Source organism: Cognataquiflexum nitidum, assembly GCF_022538055.1.
Classification (GTDB): Bacteria; Bacteroidota; Bacteroidia; order Cytophagales; family Cyclobacteriaceae; genus Cognataquiflexum; species Cognataquiflexum nitidum.
This window is the reverse complement of sequence record NZ_JAKZAM010000040.1, coordinates 18,072-35,937: the sequence shown is the minus strand read 5'-3', so window position 1 is coordinate 35,937 and position 17,866 is coordinate 18,072. Positions and strand designations below refer to the sequence as shown.

Sequence of the window (17,866 nt, the reverse complement as noted above, 5' to 3'; positions counted from 1 at the left end):
AGGTTTTTGGTGCAAACCCAAAATACATATTTTGGGCAAAAACGAGACCTCTCATCTTTTATTTAGGACGCTATTGAATCCAAAAAACCTAAACAAAAGGAAAATGGAATCAGTACTTAGGAAAAGCAGATTTATGATCAAAAACTGGTGGCTTCCACTTTTTGTTGGTATTTTATTTATTCTGGTAGGTTTCTGGACGATTTCCACTCCTGTCAAAAGCTTCATGAGCCTTGCCATTATTTTTGCTTCCTTTATGTTTGTATCGGGGATTTTCCAATTGATATTTTCTATCAATAACCGCAACGAAATCGATGATTGGGGATGGCATTTTGCAGGGGCTCTGTTTGATTTCGTAGTTGGATCTATTTTATTTTTCAACCCTGCGATCACCTTGGCTGTCCTTCCATTTATCATTGCTTTCTATTTCATGTTCAAAGGCTTCGCAACTTTCGGTTTTGCCTTCGATATGAAAAAATACGGATCTGATGGTTGGGGATGGTTACTGGCTAGCGGCGCATTATCGGTCATATTTTCCTTAATGATACTATTCAATCCGACATTAGGTGGATTGACCATTGTTTTTTTTACTGCATTGGCATTCTTCTCACTTGGGTTGTTCAATATTACGCTTGCATTTGCCCTCAAAAAAATCAAAGATAAAGCAGGAGATGTAAATGAGCTTTTGGAACCCTTCAAACAAAAGCTTTCATAATATCGCCTATTCCAAATGAAGTCATTCTCAGCATCAATTCTGTTTTTTCTTTTTGTTTTTGCCACCATAGATTCCCTATCCCAATCCCTTTTACCGGGATTTGATCCCAAGGAATACTATGACATGATGAAAATATCTGCGAGGATGTCGCAGGATAGTACTTATTATAGCAAAATCCCTGATCCAAACCAATATTTAAAAGTTTATCAATCTCCTGAAATGGGTTTGAAGAACCTTTGGCACCTTTGGATAAAATCTGATAAAAGTACAGCTGTGATTTCTATAAGGGGAACAACACAAGACCCCGTGTCATGGCTCGGAAATTTCTATGCCGGAATGGTACCGGCTAAAGGGAAACTTCAAATTTCATCTGACTTTGATTTTGAATATGATTTGGCTGATGACCCCAAGGCAGCCGTACATATTGGTTGGCTTTTGGGCACGGCATTCCTTTCGCGGGATATACTTCCCAAGATCGATTCCCTTTATAATACTGGCATAAAGGATTTCATTATTATAGGACACAGTCAGGGTGGAGGTATCGGATATTTGCTGACGGCCTATTTATACAACCTACAAAAACAAGGGAAATTGGAATCAGGCATCCGATGGAAAACTTATTGTAGCGCTGCCCCAAAACCGGGGAACCTTTACTTTGCTTATGACTACGAGGCCAAGACACAAAATGGATGGGCATACAATGTCATCAATGCTGCTGATTGGGTTCCTCAAGTCCCATTTTCTGTGCAAACGGTAAATGATTTCAGTGAAATCAATCCTTTTAGAGATGCCAAAGTTTCCATTAAAAAACAAAAATTCCCGGAAAGAATTGTATTCCAAAAAGTCTACAATCAGCTGGATAAACCTACCAAAAAAGCACAAAGAAATTTTGAAAAATATTTGGGAGACAAAGCCACCAAATTGATTCAGAAGACTTTGCCAGAATTTCAAATGCCCGAATTTTATGGTTCCAATAATTATGTCAGAACCGGAAATACAATCATTCTACAGCCCGATGAAGAATACATTGAGAAATACCCCGACAATCCAGAAAAAATCTTTATGCATCATTTTCATCCACCCTATATAGACCTGTTACTCAAAACTTTTAGGATAGAGGAAAAAAGCCTAGGCCAGATGGATAGTTCCTACTAAATATAAGCTACCGGGATTGACCCAATTTTGGATTTGGAAATTGACCAAGAATCCATTCGCTTTAAATCTTCAGCGAAAGGTAATAGGACGTTCAACACCCCTCAGATTGTTTCAAAAACAGCCAAATAGGGGAATTTAATGATTTTTTCAGCTGAGCCCCAGCATTATTCATATTCAGTTAGGCAAAGTGGATTGTAACCGAAAATTATCTGAACATTATTCATATTAGTTAAAGGTTTCCATATTGCGAGGGATTGACAATGATTCCAAGGTATAATTAGACTGCGGAAAAAGCTGGTATTCAGAATGCTGATTTTTTTGTTAGCTAAAATATAGAATCCTCAAGGAAACGTCTTTGCCTTTTTTAAGGTAGTCGTTTATTTAAAGAATTTTGGGCGTTTTATATTCAGATTGCTCCGATTAATTCCAAGATATTAATCATTAAATGGCCAAACAATAGTCATGAAATTTATGGCGTCCAATTTTTACATTGAATTCAATACATAGCATTATGAAACCTGAATTTCTAAAAAATCAAAAATGTTTTAGGCAAATTTTTGAAGAAGAAAAATTATAACAAGGATTGGACTAAAGAATAAAACTAAAAATTAACATGAATGCGCTCCATTGGACCAAGCCAAGCCAATGTTTGTTCAAGAAAGTATTAGCGATTCTGTGGATAGGTTAAGTAGTCAGTACAAGAGTTTCAGCAACGGTCAAAGTCTTCTCAAGCCAATAGGCATCATTGAAAATACTGACAAAAAATTTCAGAATAACTAAAAAAGTAAAAAAAATTATGGAAACCAGCGTATTTAATATCAGTCATGCCGCTTTCAAAAAAGCTTTATTAGAGGCAGGCATTAAGAAACATCAATCTGTAATTGATGATTTCCAAAACAGCATTAGGGAAATGATTGGCAGTGAAAACGAAGGCGATCAAGAAGTCCGCGACATGACCCAACAGGGATTTAATGCTGAGCAGATTCACCGGGCAAATGCCGTCGGAGATCAGGTAAGCTTTGCCAACAGAGAAATGGAAATTCTCCAAAATATGCTTCCGACCATTGAGGATATTTCTGACACAGTAAAATTGGGAAGCGTGGTAGTTACTGACAAAGACATTTTCTTTGTGTCAGCGAGTATCGAAAGAATGAAAGTAAATGGAATTTCAGTTTTTGGATTATCGACTGAAAGTCCTTTATACCAAGTCATGAAAAGCAAAAAACAAGGAGAAAACTTCTCATTCAAAGATGCCAATTATAGGATTAAGGAGGTTTTTTGATTTTAGAAAAAAAGTCAAAAAATTAATTTATCATGAATACTGAGCAATAAAACGTAAAAAATAAGGGGGCATGCCCCTTATTCTATTTTTCTATGATTTTGATCGAATCTATTTCAACCGGAACGGATTTTACCTTCCAAATCTCATCACAGTACTCTCTTATACTCCTGTCACTCGAAAATTTGCCCATCCTTGCTGTATTCAAAATCGACATTTTGGCCCACATTTCTTTGTGTTTGAAGGCTTCAGATACCTTTTCCTGCGCTTCAAGGTAAGAATGAAAATCAGCAAACAGCAGGTATTGGTCGTCATACATCAAAGAATCAGTCAATTCCCTGAAAGTATTCACATCCAAATGGGAAAAATAACCCGCATTGATCTGATCAATCGCTTCTCTCAGGATGGGATTGGATTCGTAATAGTGTTTCGGTCTATATCCCTCATTTTTGGTTTTGGATACCTCATCAGCAGTCAAGCCAAAAAGAAAGAAATTCTCCTCCCCTACGCAATCTCTGATTTCGACATTGGCTCCGTCCAAAGTTCCAATGGTCAACGCACCGTTCATCGACAATTTCATGTTGCCCGTGCCTGAAGCTTCTTTTCCGGCAGTGGATATTTGCTCTGACAAGTCGGCAGCAGGATATATCTTCTGAGCGTTAGTCACATTGTAATTGGGATAAAAAACCACTTTTAACCTGCCTTTTATATCCGGATCATTGTTGACTACTTCTCCCACAGAATTGATCAATTTGATGATCAACTTGGCTTTGCGATATCCAGGCGCAGATTTTCCGGCAAAGATAAAGGTCCGTGGAACCACTTCCATGTCCGGGTTTTTCTTAATCTGATTATACAATGCTATGACATGCAGGACATTCAGATGCTGACGCTTGTATTCATGGATTCGCTTGACCTGAATATCAAACATGGATTCGGGATCCACTTTTATTCCTAACCTTCTCTGTATTTTCTTGGCAAGGGTTTTTTTCTGATCCAATTTCACCTTCATCCAAGCCTGTTGGAATTCAGGATCATCGGCATATTTTTCCAAACCCTTCAATTCCTCCAAATCCTTGATCCAACCCTCACCGATTTTATCAGAAATAAGTTTGGTAAGCTTTGGATTGCTCAATACCATCCACCTTCTTGGGGTCACGCCATTGGTTTTGTTGCTGAATTTTTCCGGTGAAAGTTCGTACCAGTCCTTCAAAACAGTTTTCTTCAACAAATCAGAGTGCAAAGCTGCAACGCCATTGATGGCATGACTTCCGAGACAGGCAAGGTTGGCCATTCTGACATGTTTCTTTTTACCTTCACCGATCAGGGAAAGGTTGCTTATTTTTTGGTTGTCACCAAAAAACTTGATTGTCACAAAATCAAGAAATCTTCGGTTGATTTCATAAATCAGCTCAAGATGCCTCGGCAATACGGATCCGAAAAGCTCCAAATCCCAAGTTTCCAAAGCCTCCGGAAGCAAAGTATGGTTGGTGTAAGCAAAGGTTTTGGTGGTAATATTCCAAGCGGTATCCCAATCCAACAAATGTTCATCCATCAACAAACGCATCAGCTCAACTACGCCGATTGCCGGATGAGTATCATTCAATTGGACAGCGAATTTTTTGTCAAAATCTTCTATTTTTTCGCCTTGATTCAAGTGGATATTGATCATGTCCTGCAATGAACAAGACACAAAAAAGTACTGTTGCTGCAGTCTCAGGATTTTGCCCTCCCGCTGCTCATCATTGGGATAAAGTACTTTGCTGATGTTTTCACAAATGATTTTTTGATTCACTGCATTGTTGTATTCACCTGCATTAAATGACTGAAAATCAAAAGAATGTGGCGCTTCAGATTTCCAAAGTCTTAAAGTATTTGCAGTGTTGACTTTGTAACCCAAAATAGGAGTATCGTAAGCCACGCCTTTTACCACAAGCTCAGGAATCCAATTGCTGCAGAATTTACCACTTCTGTCAATGTAATGCTGAATATGTCCTCCGAGCTTCACGTCATAGCTCAATTCACGGCGGGCAATTTCCCAAGGGTTACCTCTTCTTAGCCAGTTGTCAGTGTCTTCTACCTGCCATCCATCTCTGATATCCTGCTCAAAAATCCCGAATTGGTACCTGATCCCATATCCTATCGCCGGGACTTCCAAAGTTGCCAAGGAGTCCATATAACAAGCAGCTAATCTTCCCAAACCTCCGTTGCCTAATCCCGGTTCTACTTCCTTTTCTATCAACCAATCGAGGTTAAGTCCCAATTCCTCACAGGCCTGCTCGACTTCATTGTAAATTCCAAGATTGATCAGATTGTTGGCCAGATGTGGTCCCAATAGATATTCCGCAGAAAGATAAGAGACAATCCGTTCCTTTCCCTGAATATATTGCTTGACAGATGCCACCCATCTTTGCAACAACCTATCCCTAACTGCATAAGCCAAAGCCATGTAATAATCATTTCTAGTCGCGATTTCAGGATATTTGGCCTGAACATAAAAAAGATTGTTGGAAATCGCCTTTTTTAGCGTCTCAACAGACAAACCTGTGCGCGAATCTTCTCTTTCAATATATTGATGGGCTCCTGAATAGCTAGATTTGTCCTCAGTCCCTGATTCTCTTTCTGTGTTTTTAATATTCTTTTTCATCTATATTTTCAGTTGACAAAGCCTTTTGTAGCCCGAAAGTTAATCAAAACAAAAGTCAATCAAAATTTTAGGCTCTATCAGAAATCAAACTTATCTGCTCCTTTTTGTCCAAAATTGGAATAAAACAATTAACTATGATTGTCCCAGTCTCAATTTACATGTATCTTGCAAAGTAATTAATTGGTCAATTTCAAATGAATCGAAAATCTGGAAATCCATTTATTGTTTCGTTGATTCTAATTAGCATTTTTCTTTGGAGTTGTCAGAAAAATGTAGAAAAAGACGATTTGATCGTAGACGATTCCATGTTTGAGAGCGAAGAATCAACCCTGGATGATGGGCATAGCGCCAGCAATTCACTTGATTTTTTTGGAGTTTATAGAGGTATCCTTCCATGTGCAGATTGCGAAGGGATTGAAACCATTATCGAACTAGGCACAGAAAATTCTTACACCAAAAAAATTACCTATCTCGGTTCAGAAAATCAAAATGTAATTGAAACTTCGGGGACATTTACATGGAATGAAGCGGGCAATACCATTACATTGACAGGCGAAGATATTCCCAATCAATATTTCGTAGGAGAAAATATTCTTTTTCATCTAGACGAAACCGGCAGTAGAATTACAGGAGATTTAGCGGAGAAATATCAGTTAAAAAAGTAATAAAAAACAAACTTGAATATAAGCTTCTAAGCCATTAACCTCATATTTTTCTTCATTAGCGAAGGATTCCGATAGCTATTGAGACGAAGTGGGAAGACCTCCTCCTGTGGTCAGCCTGGGGTGTATTAGGCGTTTCAGTATTTACACAGGAATTTAAATGAATATCCAATCTACCGCTATAATTGCACACACACTTGATAAAACAAAAATTCATTTTTCCAAAACAAACACTTAAATATGAAAAAAATCTTATTCTTCGCTTTTCTAATTTTGGCTGCAGCCTGCTCTCCTGCCACAAAAATCACAAGGTCATGGACAAGTCCAGATAAATACCAAGGTGGATACAATAACCTTTATGTTGCCGCCATTATTGGTGATGTGACCAAAAGACAAACTATAGAAGATGATGTCAGGACAAAACTATCCTCTCTAGGCATCAGGTCCACCACGAGTAATGCGACTATTCGTCCTAACTTTTGGATGAGCACAGACTTGGATAAAAACGCCATGATGAATGTGGTTAACCAAAACGGTCAAGATGCCATCATGACCATGACTTTAATAGATGTTCAGGATGAGCAGCGTTATATTCCAGGTGCCATGATGATGGGTGGACCGATGATGATGGGAGGCCCTGGTTGGGGAATGGGTGGAAATTTTGGAGGATTTTGGGGGATGAATCATGGAATGATGATGACCCCGGGACATATTGTCAATGACAGACGGTATTTCATCGAAATCAATATTTATGATGTCAAGTCAGAACTTTTGGTTTGGTCAGCCCAATCCAAAACCCTGAACCCAACATCTATGGAAAAATTCTCCTCTGAATTTGCCCAGGTAGTGCTTGAAAGGATGCTGGAAGAGGGAGTCATCAGAAAACAATAAGAATAATTTAAATCGTCCGCGGACGACAGACCACAGTCGATAGCACCTCTTGCTAATGTTTGTTTTCTTTGTACGTGACGGCCCTAAATAAAAATTGAATTAAAATCCCGGTCAAGGCTTAGAATCCTCGGCCGGGATTCTTCTATTCTGTGTGTCCGCTTTATTACCAAAAGCAAAAAAAAACCTTGGATTTAAGTACAATGGCCGCGGCTTTGTCTCGTCGGACAGGCATGGACTGTCGACTGTGATCTATGGAAAGATTATCCGCTGCCATTTAAGCTCCATTTTGACCTGTTGGCAAATAAGCGGATAATCATTTTTTACATTTTATCAGCCGGATCTTCCTTCAGGGAGTGCTTTTTTAGGTTTTTGAAATTGTAATTCCAATTAATCCATAGGACAAAGCCATGGTTTATTCTAAGGTTTCCAAAATTTGGTGTCCCAAACCTGACATGATACCCAGGTGAGAAGGTGACCGCTTTTTTCTGAAAGCCAAACAAAAAGAAAACCCTGTGTTCAAAAGGTAATGGATTAGGGCCGGGTCCGGTGGTTATCAATGATTCATTGAACAGGGTATTCGAAAAATTAAAATGACGACTCAATCTATCTCCCCAATTATACCTCAAACTCATATTGAATCGGTACCGGTAATTAAGAGAAAAATCATCCGTCAATTCTGTCAGGCTATAGTTTTGTCTGAATCTCAAATCATACCTGAGCCTAAAACTGGCACTCAAAGGTCCATTGCCAGGTAACCGGTAAACTGCCTGACCCCAAGGCCTGTGTTCGGGTCTGATCAGTTTCCCCTCAGAAAATGGAGTAGTCAATCCGAGGTATCCATAACCAGCCGTCAATGTCACTTTTTTGTCGATGGTATGGTATGTAATTCCTGACCTATAAATCACAAAAAGTTGGGGAACATGGTGGACATCCAACCACAAAGACCATCTCGGGGAGATCTCCCCTGAAGTCATCAATCCCCACCAAGATTCGGTATCTACTTCCTCCTGAGCCAAAACAGGTCGTCCAAAAAATGTAAAAAGGATTATTGTCAAAATTTTAATTTTCATCGAATAAAATCAATGTAAGGTTTAGCTACACTATTATAATTCTTGTCTTCGGACTGAAATGCCCGGTACACCTGTCTTCCGACTTCGGTCTTCCGTCCTAACTGAAGAAAAAGGTAGCGTTATTGGCAAAGAAGAGTATATCTAATTTAATTGACATGGTCCTCGGGGAATTCTACAAATTGAGTGGTTTTTTTCTTAAATGTATTCAGATTTATGGTCATCCAAAATACCATGCCGTGATTGAGTCTAGCCCTTTCGGGACTGATATTGATATACCTTACAATATATCCTGCCGAATAGGTAATTGGCCCCTTTGATAGCCCCATGAGCAAGTGGGTTCGGTGTTCATGCCTGACCCCATTCGGACCTTGGCCGGTTCTAAACAAGGCTTCATTCAGTAAACTGGTGCTCAAAACAGTGTTTGGACTGAGGACATTACCCCAACGGTACCGCAGTGCATTGTTGAATCTCCACCGGTGATTGAAAGAAAACCCCTCTGCCAACTGCCCTGATTCGAGATTTTGGATAAATCGGGCATCATATCGGAACCTGAAACTTGTGCTTAACTTTTTTGTAGATGGAACCCTAAAGGTGGTTTGCATCCAAGGCCGATGCTCTGTTCGGATCAGTCTCCCTTCCGAAAGAGGCGTGGTAAGTCGTAACCAACTGTACCCTGCTGTGGTGACAAGATTGTCCCGTTTGTTGTGGTAGGTCATGCCTGTACGGTATATAAAAAAAGTTTCATCCACAAAATGGGCATCATTCCAGACAGACCATTTATCGGATACCCGCACGGAGGTCATCACTCCCCACCAAGTTTCATAATTAGACTCAATTTGCTGCTGAGCACTCGATTTGATCGAATGTGACAGAAAGAAAAAAATGAATAGAAAAACTGTTTTATTCAAAAAACCCATAGCCACAAAAATAGGAAAAACCTCAACCCAAAATGGAAATTTCCTTTCAGGGTTGAGGTTTTTTATTTAGAATTATGCTTTTGTTTCAATCTACAATTCTCTCACATCGCACTTATCAACTCTTTGGCTTTATCTAATGTAAAAGCTCCTTTAATTTCTTTTTTATCAAAGACCATAAAGTAAGCAAAGTCATTTCCCGCTTGTTTTTCCCATTCATTTCCAAGTCGACATTTTGCCTCACTGTCAGACCCATCCAAATGATCTCCCTTAGTCTCAATCAAGATAGTCTTTCCGGATTTGGTTTGAAGGATGAAATCAGGATAGTGATTTGCTTTAAATCCATTGATATAAAACCCTTTCCCACGTTCTAAATTTCGGTGCCAAAATGAAATGTTTAAAGATGTACCTATTTCCATAGCTACTCTTTCTTCAAAATTATTCATGATCCCTTCTTTCTCATACAAGGAATTTCCAATAGAAGAACCAATATTTCCCGGAACAATCTCCTTTCCTAGTTTCCAACATCCCTTGGTGATTATCTTCTTTGACTTGACCAAATCCATAAAACGTCCTTCGGCATAGTTATCTGACAATTGACGGATCTTGGATTTTATTTTATCGGTATAGCTCCACTTTCTTACCAAAATATCCCTCAGTTGTTCTGAATTCATATTTTTAAGAATTCTCCCAATGTAAACTTTAATTTCTTGGTCAGGTATAGGATACATATTCCCGATTACCTGCATCAATTGATGAGTAATATCTATGATCTGATTTTCCTTTGGTTTGGCCAAAATGTATTCTGCGATCGGTTCTCTAACCATACTGTCCTCAATTTTAGTAAAGGAAGGTCTGTATTCATTTTTCTTGGCTTCCTCCAAATCAATCTTGTAGAGATCGGAAGAGATTTTATCAAAATCAATTTTTATATCTTCCTCAGACAGTTTAAAGTCTTTGAGTAATGATTCCCTATTAAGCAATTCCTGATCTGTCCCGAAAATATCACTCGCAGCTACTTTGATGAAAAACTGAGGAAATTCTATCTTTTCAATCAACCCCTTGTTTGATTCTTTGACTTTATATCGCTTTACCTTTGAACCCATTTCTTGAAATATGTTTTCGTCTACAGGTTGTTTTTCCTGCTCTTTGATCAATTCTTCTAGTTGTTTGCTTTGCTCTTGGGCAAGTGTTTCTATTTCTTGAATTGCAGAATTTATAGGTTCTTGATCTTCATCTATATTCTCAAATGGTGCATTGGGATCAAAAGTAACCCTAGTATTATCGATGATTTCTTCTGATTGTTCGGGTGTCTGTTGTTCGGGAAATAAGAAAGCTTCAACAGGATCAACTTTTACAATTTGCTTGTCCTGTTCTGTCATTTTATCGACTTTGCGATAATCATCTTCGCTAAATCCTGATTCGAGCAATCCTTTTACAATGCTTTGCAAAGTTTCATTGAACTTGGCAGAAGCAGTAAGGACATAGGATAGGTTAAGCTGAAATGCTTTATGACGTCGGACATAAGGCTGGCGTAGCACTCTACCTAGGATTTGTTCAACATCTACGGAACTCGATTTGTCAGCTAGAGAAGCCAATATATAAGCAAACGGACAATCCCAACCTTCTTTTAGGGCATTGATTGTGATGATGTATCTTACCTCGCAGTCTTTATCCAACAGGTCAATACCTTTCAATTCATCAATATTGGCTGTCTTAATTTTAATTTGGTTTTTGGGAATTCCCAAACTGAGCAATTGCTCCTTTAGCTTTTCAAAAGTTGTATTGTCATCATTTGTTTTTGGTTGGGCTTGGAACAACACAATGGGTCTGATGAATCTTCCTCCTTCTGCTTCTTCTTTTTTTGCCAGTATTTCTAATTTCCGCTGTAAGTGCAGTGCATTGTTGATGACTTCTGTTTTATCGTGGTTGTTGTACACGATCACGGGAAGCTTTACCATGTGTTCCTTTTTCAATTCAATAGCAGGAACAAGGCTCACTAAGTTGCTATTCTGTTTTGGGGTAGCGGTCAGGTCAAGAATAAAGGATGGATTCAGATTTTTGAGCATATCAATACTCAAATCACTTTCTGCATTGTGGCTTTCATCTACCACCAAGACCGGATTGAGATAGCGCAACACATTGATAAGTGCAGTATCATCATAGTCACTCAGAATATGTTCATTGCTTTTGTATTGCGACACAAATGATTCCAATTGCCCATTTTCCTGATATACTTTTCTATCGTCTTTGTTCTTTGCCCTTAAACTGGCAAAACTCATTACGAAGATGCTCAGCTGGTCTTTTACAACTGTTGGATTAAAATTAGAACCCTGTAACAGATCAGCCTTTTGGTAAACTTCCACCCTGTTATTGAATAAAGCATTTAGCTTTTGTCTGTAAGGATGTTCAGGATTAGAAAGTGTATTTACAGTTTGTTGTAAAAGATTACTCCATGGAACCAACCAAATCACAGCCTTTGGTTTTGCTGAATCATAAGCCGAAAAAATAGAATGTAGGGCATTTACTGCAATAAATGTTTTTCCTCCTGCAGTAGGTACTTTGATGCAAACATGAGCCGCGTTTGGGATATTGTTTTTGTAAGGCTGCATTCCGGTACCTTCAAAAGGATTATAAGGGCCGATTTTATCCTCCCAATATTGGTTGAATGCTTTTTTAAGGTCATTCTCTACTTGAACATACTCCAAGTACTGCTCCAGATTTTCTAATACTTTCCGCTGGTATGATTTTAACTCCATATTTTCTTTTTCTTTAAACACAAAGGGCACTAAGGTTTTCTTTGAGATCTTTGTGGTAAAACTAACCACAGAGGGCGCAAAGTTTTTCACAAAGGAAGCTAAGCTTTTCATTGTAACCTTCGTGACTTCTTTGAGATCTTTGTGGTAAAACTAACCACAGAGGGCGCAAAGTTTTTCACAAAGGGCACTAAGCTGAGTTCTTCTACATTTTTCTTTGCGTCCTTCGTGTATTCTTGGTGTTCTCTGTGGTTATATCTACCACAGAAGACGCAAAGGTTTTACTTATTCAAATTTCCATTTATAAGGCGTTTTATGCCAAGCTTAAGCATTGCAACATTGAAATTGATAAGCAAGCCAAGTTTAAATTTCCCTAATTTCATGTAGGTTAATGTCTGCGCCAAATGAACATCTGTTAAACTTTCAACACTTTTCAATTCAATAACCACTTTATTCTCTACCAATAAATCTATTCTATAACCACATTCTAATTTTATGTCCTCAAAAACCAACGGCATAGGTTTTTCTTTTTCAACAAATAAACCGTTTTGATGTATTTTATAAAAAAGACATTCCTTATAAGCACTTTCCAACAAACCAGGTCCTAATGCTTTGTGTACTTCAATCGCACATCCAATAATCTGATTTGAAATTTCATTCTCAGTTTTATTCATATTATAATTTTTTTTCAACCACAAAGATCACAGTGGTTAACACAAAGGGCACTAAGTTATTTTCTTTGTGACCTTTGTGTATTCTTGGTGAACTCTGTGGTTATTTTTACCATGAAGGACACCAAACTAATTTTCTTTGTTTTCTTTGTGCATCCTTTGTGATCTCTGTGGTAAAACTTTAAATTCTAAAATCTGGTAATGTCTCTTGGTATTTTCTTAAAAATAATATTCTTCTTGGCCATAAACTCCGCAGGAAGCAAGCAATTATCAGCATAGATCACATACTGCTCTCCTTTGGTTTTGATAAGTTCCAATGCATCAAAGTCCAAAGTGGTCAGCCTGTCCTTTTCATAGATAAAATAATAAACCGTGCTGTCTTTGATTCCCAATTCATATTCATGCTGTCTAGACTCATAAGAAGATCTGGTCTCTGAAAACCAGATGTATTCCCTGATTTTCTCCAGATCCACTGCTTCATTAAGATTTTGGTTCTCATCAAATAAAGGTAAACCCAATTCATAAAAATCAAACTCCCCACCAGTTCCTTCAATAGCCTTACTTCCTATTCCATACCCGTTGGCTACTCTTATTATCCTCTCTGCTGTGATGTCATTGGCATAATCCTCCATTTCTATCAGTATAAACTTACGGTTGCCACCATCTTCTTTGTTTAATTTTAAAACAGCATGACCTGTAGTTCCTGATCCGGAGAAAGAATCAAGAATAATATCATTTTTATCGGAAGACACTTTTATTATCCTTTCGATTAACCCTGTCGGCTTAGGAGTATCAAATGGAACTTCATTTTCAAAAATTAATTTTAATAATGAATTTGCTTCCCTTGTTGTACCTAAATCATTCCCAAACCAGATACTTTCGACCACCCGTCCTTTTTGTTCTGACAAATAGATTTTTCGGATAATTTTGTTTTCATCTTTGCTGAATTTTATTTCACCAATCTTTATTTTTTCTTTAACAAGACTTTCGCTCCATCTCCATCCTTTTTCAGGAGCTGAAATAATTTTACCACTTGGAGTAATAATATTATATTTTAAATTCTCCCTCAAATTTGGACTTCTAACATCACCGGAACGCCATTCTCCTTTAGGATCATTATCAGGATTACTATAGGCAACATTGTGTTCTAAAGTTCTGTCGATCTTTCCAATTTGGAAATTTGGCTTTGAATAAATTAAAGTATGGTTATGATGTAGGGAAATTCCTTTGGCGTCATTTTTTCCTTGAATACTATGTTGCCAAATAATATCTCCTAGAAAATTTCTAACTCCAAAAATCTCATCGCATATCAATTTTAGATTTGCCTGTTCATTGTCATCAATTGATATAAAAATCGCTCCATCGTCAGCGAGAAGTTTATGTAATAATTTCAGCCTTGGATACATCATGCAAAGCCATTTGTCATGACGGGTCAGGTCCTCACCATCTTTTCCCACTACTTCTCCCAGCCATTTTTTGATTTTTGGATGATTCACATTGTCATTATAAATCCATCCCTCATTGCCGGTGTTGTAAGGGGGATCTATATAAATACACTTGACCTTTCCTTCGTACTCAGGCAGGAGGCTTTTGAGTGCTTCGAGGTTGTCCCCATGAATGATCTTGTTTCCACTGTTGGTAGGCTCCTTTTGTTCTTCGCCTGACCCTGACAGCGGATCAGCTTTAAAACCGTATTTGTGTTCCAATACCCTGTATGGCACGTCTTGGTGGTGGCTGATTACTTTTTCTTTTCCTATCCAGTGCAGTGTCGGCATATGGTTATTTATATTCTAAATGTTTGTTTTCAGTAAGGATGGCAAAATAAGTTTATTTCTTTAACCATTTCGTTTTTAAAGGTAAAAAGGGTTTTAAAACCTTTTGAAAGTCATTTTAATTTTCTTTAGATAATCCTTGAGTACCTCCCCTCCTACTTCAGTACCTTAATTTGGTACTAAAGTATGCCTTTAGGGGTCAAATTACTTGTTGAGATGAGAGAATTGAATTTTCATAAAAATAAGTGAAGTTGCCAAATGAGCAATAGTAAATACAAATTTGGCTATCCAAGAAAATCTATCAATTTCATAAAGAAAAGATTGAAAAAAAAGGACTATTGCCGAAATAAAATTCCTGCAATAATCCCTTATAGAATTCTAAAACCAACCTACAAAATCACAAGAATTAAGGATACTTAGGCCATTCGCTGATAATTCAGTTCACCTTTTTGTTTTTTTTTAAAAATCAGTCCCGGTTGGTGGAACCGTGAAGTTTTTAACAGGATCAAATTTGTCAAACAAATCCATTAGGACCTTCAAATCCTCGATACTTCGTTTTGTCATCTTCAACCCGTTTTTTGTAGTTTCTCTCGTCATTACAGTGGTGACTTTAGATAGTCCAGCATCAGCGCGGTCACCCTAGCAGGCGCCTCGAGTGTCATCCAATGACCTACTCCTTCAAGCCGCTCATAGCGCCAGCCCTTGGGACATAGTTTTTCCGATAGGGTCATTTGCTTCTCCACCAGCGCAATGTCTGCGGTACTGTATACGCCCATAACCGGGATTTGCGCAGGCGTTGGCGGTGCGGCGTGCCATTTCCTTAGATTGCTGACATAGTAATTTTGCCCTGCGGCAAAACGGCCAAGGCGAGAATATTGCTGCTTGATGTGCGGCCATTCGGACTCAAACTGAAGAAAATGGCGAAAGACATTCCAATCGTTCAGGCTGCAAATCCACCGTGCCAGTGCTCCGGTTTGGAAAAAATAAACGTACCAGCCTTTTTGCTTTTGTTGCCACCCTGCCCGGGTGTAACACCAAGGGTGCCCAACCGAGAGTGCCATGTAGCGATCGAACCGCTCAGGATGTCTAAGCACAAGCGCCCATCCCTGTATCGCGCCCCAATCGTGAGCGACCAGGCGGACCTTTTTAAGTCCCAGGTAGTCGAGCAAAGCAATTTGGTCGGCAACCAGGTGTTTCATCCCGTAATCGGATACGTGCGGCAGAAGCTCACTATCACCCGTGCCACGAGTATCGGGGGCGATGACCCGGTAACCGGCTTTCACCAATTCCGGTATTTGGTAGCGCCACACGGTGTGGTCGTCGGGGAAGCCGTGCAACAGGAGTACAGGCGGTCCGTCCTCAGGGCCTGCAAGCAGGACATTGAGCTCGATGCCGTTGATTTTTAATTTTTGGGTGGAAGTATTCATCCGTTAAGAACTTATTTTATAGAAGAAATCACCTCAGAACTCGGTATCGCTCACCGGAATCGTATAGTTCTTAGCCGGATCAAATTTGTCAAACAAATCCATCACAGCCTTCAAATCATCCAGACTTCCTTTGGTCATTTTAACCCCGCCACTTTTTGAAGCTTCATCCAAAGTGGTGGCATTGAGATAAAGATCAGCCCATGTTTTGGTATCCACTGTACAGGTTAAATCAGCCGGCCTATAGTGTTTGGCCGGATTGGGAACAAATTCGGCAATGCCTCTTCGCACATGTAAGCCAGCCGTGGTTCCGTTTGAGAAATTGAACACCAACATCTTCTCGGTGTTTTCTGATTTCCTTGGGTCAATCCGCACCCGGTACATATTCACAAAAAAAGTGGGTTTTCCCGCAATATTTTCAGGCTTCGGGGGAACTACCCTAGGAAGCTGTTCTTTGCCTTCGAGTGCCCTCGCTTCACTTAAAAAGAATGTCCTGCCGATCATGCTCAGAGATGATTGGCCCATTGCCCTGTACACATCAGCCAATAGTTTTCTGGTTTCGGCATCTTTGGGATCTATAGTAAAAAGATAATTCCCAAGTTGTGCTGCCCAGGCCAGTTCACGCTTACCAAAAGAAGTCTTTGCCGCCTGCAACACCTTCTTTCTTCCTCCCATCAATGCGACAGTGCGTTGAGCTTCTTCTACCGGGGGCAACTTTTGGAGGGTAGAAACATCCCTATCAAACCAACCCATTTGGTGGTAAAATGCAGCAGGGGTAAACCAAGGCACTTCACCATAAGCCTGTGCATTGTTGGGGAAATCAGCAAGGTGTTTGGGCAAGTACACAAAGTAACGCAACTCATCAGGTCCCAGGCCATGTAAGACCCCTCTTAGGGATTGGTCATAAACCAAAGTCACCATATCCATATAATGAGAGATTGCTTCAAAAACTTCTTTGGCGCCTGATACTGTCCTTGCATGGGTGTTCACCATGTTTTCCGGTTTCAGATCCCTCATCACCTGAAGTCCATCTCTCCATTCCGTCGGATCTCTGTAAGAAGCGCCACGGATACTGTACAGATTGGGGATACCCGGCCAATAGAAATTATTGATAACTACTTTTTGCTTGGGTAACCAAATGGTGAGGTTATAGTCGTCAGATTTGTATTCTGTAAAAAATTGAAAATCCATGCCACCAATTTTAACAATCTCTTCATTTTCAACCACTTTATTAGCAGGTAAGTAAGCGTTTTTCTTGTCGCGGATCCTTCCACCAAGCAAACCATCCTCACCTGTATCGGGAAGGAAATTGTTGAATTGAATCGCCTTTCTTGCACTCAAAACCGGTCCCAATTCGGGTATTGCTGCTATAGCCCCTCCTGCATTCAAGGCCGTCTGAACCGTTTCGTTCAATTTTTTATGCCCGATAATGATAGCTGTTTTGGGGTCGTCAACTAGCGCACCTGTACCCAAACAGTAGTGAGAGTGGGTATAAATGGCAGCAATGATGGGTTTTTTGCTGATGTTTTCCCGGATAACTTCCCTGATTATTTTCCCTTCTTCTTCCGAGTCACCTGTATCAATAACAATTAATCCCTCATCCGTTTCAATCACCACAAAGTTGGCTATAGAATATCCGCCAATCACCCATATACCTTCGGCAGTCTTTTCAATGGTCGGTTGAGGGTATATCAATTGCAATATCTTGGCAAATCCTGCATCTGCCACCGCGCCATTGGGTGCTGTAAATAGCTGTACTTCCTCTTGGCCCATATAGCGGCCGGGATAGTTGAGGGTTGATTGCGCCTGTGATACGGTAAGTTGGCAGGCGGCCACTATCCATACTAAAAGAAGGTGTTTTTTCATGGTATGTTTTCGAGCTATAATTATGATTTGTTTTATTGGTTATGGAT

The 17,866-nt window shown here is 39.3% G+C and carries 13 protein-coding genes; 5 read left to right on the top strand and 8 right to left on the bottom strand.

The features are described from left to right. From MMU07_RS19805 to MMU07_RS19795, 3 genes are all read left to right on the top strand, one after another. The coding region (locus tag MMU07_RS19805) for an HdeD family acid-resistance protein (protein WP_241128346.1) at nt 1-712 on the top strand (712 nt) is incomplete at its 5' end. A 15-nt stretch (nt 713-727) separates the two neighbouring features. Beyond that, on the top strand, nt 728-1,867 hold the full coding sequence (locus MMU07_RS19800) for a lipase family protein (RefSeq protein ID WP_241128345.1): 1,140 nt from the start codon (nt 728-730) through the stop codon (nt 1,865-1,867). 796 nt (nt 1,868-2,663) lie between these two features. Beyond that, entirely contained in the window at nt 2,664-3,149 is a 486-nt protein-coding gene (locus MMU07_RS19795) for a hypothetical protein (protein WP_241128344.1), read from the top strand. Between the two features lie 82 nt (nt 3,150-3,231). Here MMU07_RS19795 and MMU07_RS19790 read toward each other — a convergent pair whose 3' ends face one another. Next, nucleotides 3,232-5,793 (bottom strand): glycogen/starch/alpha-glucan phosphorylase, encoded by a 2,562-nt coding sequence (locus MMU07_RS19790; protein ID WP_241128343.1) that lies wholly within the window; start codon nt 5,791-5,793, stop codon nt 3,232-3,234. A gap of 194 nt (nt 5,794-5,987) precedes the next feature. Between MMU07_RS19790 and MMU07_RS19785 the strand changes: the two genes are divergently transcribed. Further along, nucleotides 5,988-6,458, top strand: coding sequence for a copper resistance protein NlpE (locus MMU07_RS19785; RefSeq protein ID WP_241128342.1), 471 nt, complete (start codon nt 5,988-5,990; stop codon nt 6,456-6,458). Nucleotides 6,459-6,695: 237 nt separating this feature from the next. Further along, nucleotides 6,696-7,346: a hypothetical protein gene (locus MMU07_RS19780; protein ID WP_241128341.1), complete on the top strand. Its 651-nt coding sequence runs from the start codon at nt 6,696-6,698 to the stop codon at nt 7,344-7,346. Nucleotides 7,347-7,666: 320 nt separating this feature from the next. Here MMU07_RS19780 and MMU07_RS19775 read toward each other — a convergent pair whose 3' ends face one another. The 7 genes from MMU07_RS19775 to MMU07_RS19745 all read right to left on the bottom strand — a co-directional run bounded on the left by MMU07_RS19775 (nt 7,667) and on the right by MMU07_RS19745 (nt 17,819). After that, nucleotides 7,667-8,401 (bottom strand): DUF2490 domain-containing protein, encoded by a 735-nt coding sequence (locus tag MMU07_RS19775; RefSeq protein WP_241128340.1) that lies wholly within the window; start codon nt 8,399-8,401, stop codon nt 7,667-7,669. 161 nt (nt 8,402-8,562) lie between these two features. Continuing rightward, a complete protein-coding gene (locus MMU07_RS19770; protein WP_336246211.1) occupies nt 8,563-9,222 on the bottom strand; it encodes a porin family protein in 660 nt (219 codons plus the stop codon). Between the two features lie 212 nt (nt 9,223-9,434). Continuing rightward, the gene (locus tag MMU07_RS19765) at nt 9,435-12,089 is read right to left on the bottom strand and encodes a DEAD/DEAH box helicase (protein ID WP_241128339.1); all 2,655 of its coding nucleotides are present in this window, start codon (nt 12,087-12,089) and stop codon (nt 9,435-9,437) included. 278 nt (nt 12,090-12,367) lie between these two features. Further along, the gene (locus MMU07_RS19760; RefSeq protein ID WP_241128338.1) at nt 12,368-12,760 is read right to left on the bottom strand and encodes a GxxExxY protein; all 393 of its coding nucleotides are present in this window, start codon (nt 12,758-12,760) and stop codon (nt 12,368-12,370) included. A gap of 185 nt (nt 12,761-12,945) precedes the next feature. Next, complete coding sequence (locus tag MMU07_RS19755) at nt 12,946-14,532, bottom strand: site-specific DNA-methyltransferase (RefSeq protein WP_241128337.1); 1,587 nt, start codon at nt 14,530-14,532, stop codon at nt 12,946-12,948. A 593-nt stretch (nt 14,533-15,125) separates the two neighbouring features. After that, a complete protein-coding gene (locus MMU07_RS19750) occupies nt 15,126-15,956 on the bottom strand; it encodes an alpha/beta fold hydrolase (RefSeq protein ID WP_241128336.1) in 831 nt (276 codons plus the stop codon). Between the two features lie 33 nt (nt 15,957-15,989). After that, a complete protein-coding gene (locus tag MMU07_RS19745) occupies nt 15,990-17,819 on the bottom strand; it encodes an alkyl sulfatase dimerization domain-containing protein (protein WP_241128335.1) in 1,830 nt (609 codons plus the stop codon). Between the last annotated feature and the right edge of the window lie 47 nt (nt 17,820-17,866).

Bases quoted from the DNA above. Each gene is read 5' to 3' on its own strand.
- MMU07_RS19800 (WP_241128345.1), top strand. From the start codon at position 728: ATGAAGTCATTCTCAGCATCAATTCTGTTTTTTCTTTTTGTTTTTGCC.
- MMU07_RS19795 (WP_241128344.1), top strand. From the start codon at position 2,664: ATGGAAACCAGCGTATTTAATATCAGTCATGCCGCTTTCAAAAAAGCT.
- MMU07_RS19790 (WP_241128343.1), bottom strand. From the start codon at position 5,793: ATGAAAAAGAATATTAAAAACACAGAAAGAGAATCAGGGACTGAGGAC.
- MMU07_RS19785 (WP_241128342.1), top strand. From the start codon at position 5,988: ATGAATCGAAAATCTGGAAATCCATTTATTGTTTCGTTGATTCTAATT.
- MMU07_RS19780 (WP_241128341.1), top strand. From the start codon at position 6,696: ATGAAAAAAATCTTATTCTTCGCTTTTCTAATTTTGGCTGCAGCCTGC.
- MMU07_RS19765 (WP_241128339.1), bottom strand. From the start codon at position 12,089: ATGGAGTTAAAATCATACCAGCGGAAAGTATTAGAAAATCTGGAGCAG.
- MMU07_RS19760 (WP_241128338.1), bottom strand. From the start codon at position 12,760: ATGAATAAAACTGAGAATGAAATTTCAAATCAGATTATTGGATGTGCG.
- MMU07_RS19755 (WP_241128337.1), bottom strand. From the start codon at position 14,532: ATGCCGACACTGCACTGGATAGGAAAAGAAAAAGTAATCAGCCACCAC.
- MMU07_RS19750 (WP_241128336.1), bottom strand. From the start codon at position 15,956: ATGAATACTTCCACCCAAAAATTAAAAATCAACGGCATCGAGCTCAAT.
- MMU07_RS19745 (WP_241128335.1), bottom strand. From the start codon at position 17,819: ATGAAAAAACACCTTCTTTTAGTATGGATAGTGGCCGCCTGCCAACTT.